We start from the raw sequence: 727 nt of genomic DNA on the forward strand, positions 1-727 counted from the left end.
TTGGGCGCTGAGCTGGGGCGGGATCCGATGGGTCTGTACCGGTATGCGAAGAACCGGGCGGACCTGCTCGACGGGATCACCGAGGTGGTCCTGGACCAGCTGGTCATCCCCACCGACGCGGCGGACTGGCAGCAGCAGCTGCGCGCCACCGCCCACGACTTCCGACGCTTGGCCCTGGCCCATCCGCACGTGGTGCCGCTGCTGGTGACCCGGCCGCTGTCCACCCCGCTGGGGCTGCGCCCGCTGGGCACCCTGCGGCCGCTGGAGAACATCCTGGCCCTGCTCATCGACGCGGGCTTCGCCCCGGAAGACGCCCTGCACGTCTACCGGGCCTACTACGGGTTCCTCTACGGGCACATCCTCAACGAGCTCCAGGAAATGATCGTGGACGCGGAGGAGAACGAGGACCTGCTGCGCCTGGGCCTGCACCGGCTGCCCGCCCGCCAGTTTCCTCGGCTGCGCGCCATGGCCCCGGTGCTGGCCGACTACGACGGGGCGGGCGAGCTCGACCAGGGCATCACCATCCTGTTGGGCGGACTGGCCGCCCAGCTCCACCCCACCACTCCCGGCACCCCGACCGCGACGTGACAGGGCACCACCGAGACGGTCGCGGGCGGCCCCGCACATCCCCACCGGCGCAACCCTTCACCCACTGATCCCTGACCCCCTTGACCCCTGACCTGCTCGACCCGTTGCCTCCAGGAGTTCTCATGACCACCCTCGCCTC

General features: G+C 70.7%; 1 protein-coding gene. It reads left to right on the forward strand.

Annotation, left to right across the window (positions count from 1 at the left end; all coding sequences use genetic code 11):
• Positions 1-588, forward strand: a 588-nt coding sequence (locus ACFYE3_RS19035) for a TetR/AcrR family transcriptional regulator C-terminal domain-containing protein (RefSeq protein ID WP_387612042.1), incomplete at its 5' end; no start/stop codon positions are given.
• Between the last annotated feature and the right edge of the window lie 139 nt (positions 589-727).

The organism is Kocuria arenosa (assembly GCF_042879215.1).
GTDB classification, from domain to species: domain Bacteria; phylum Actinomycetota; class Actinomycetes; order Actinomycetales; family Micrococcaceae; genus Kocuria; species Kocuria arenosa.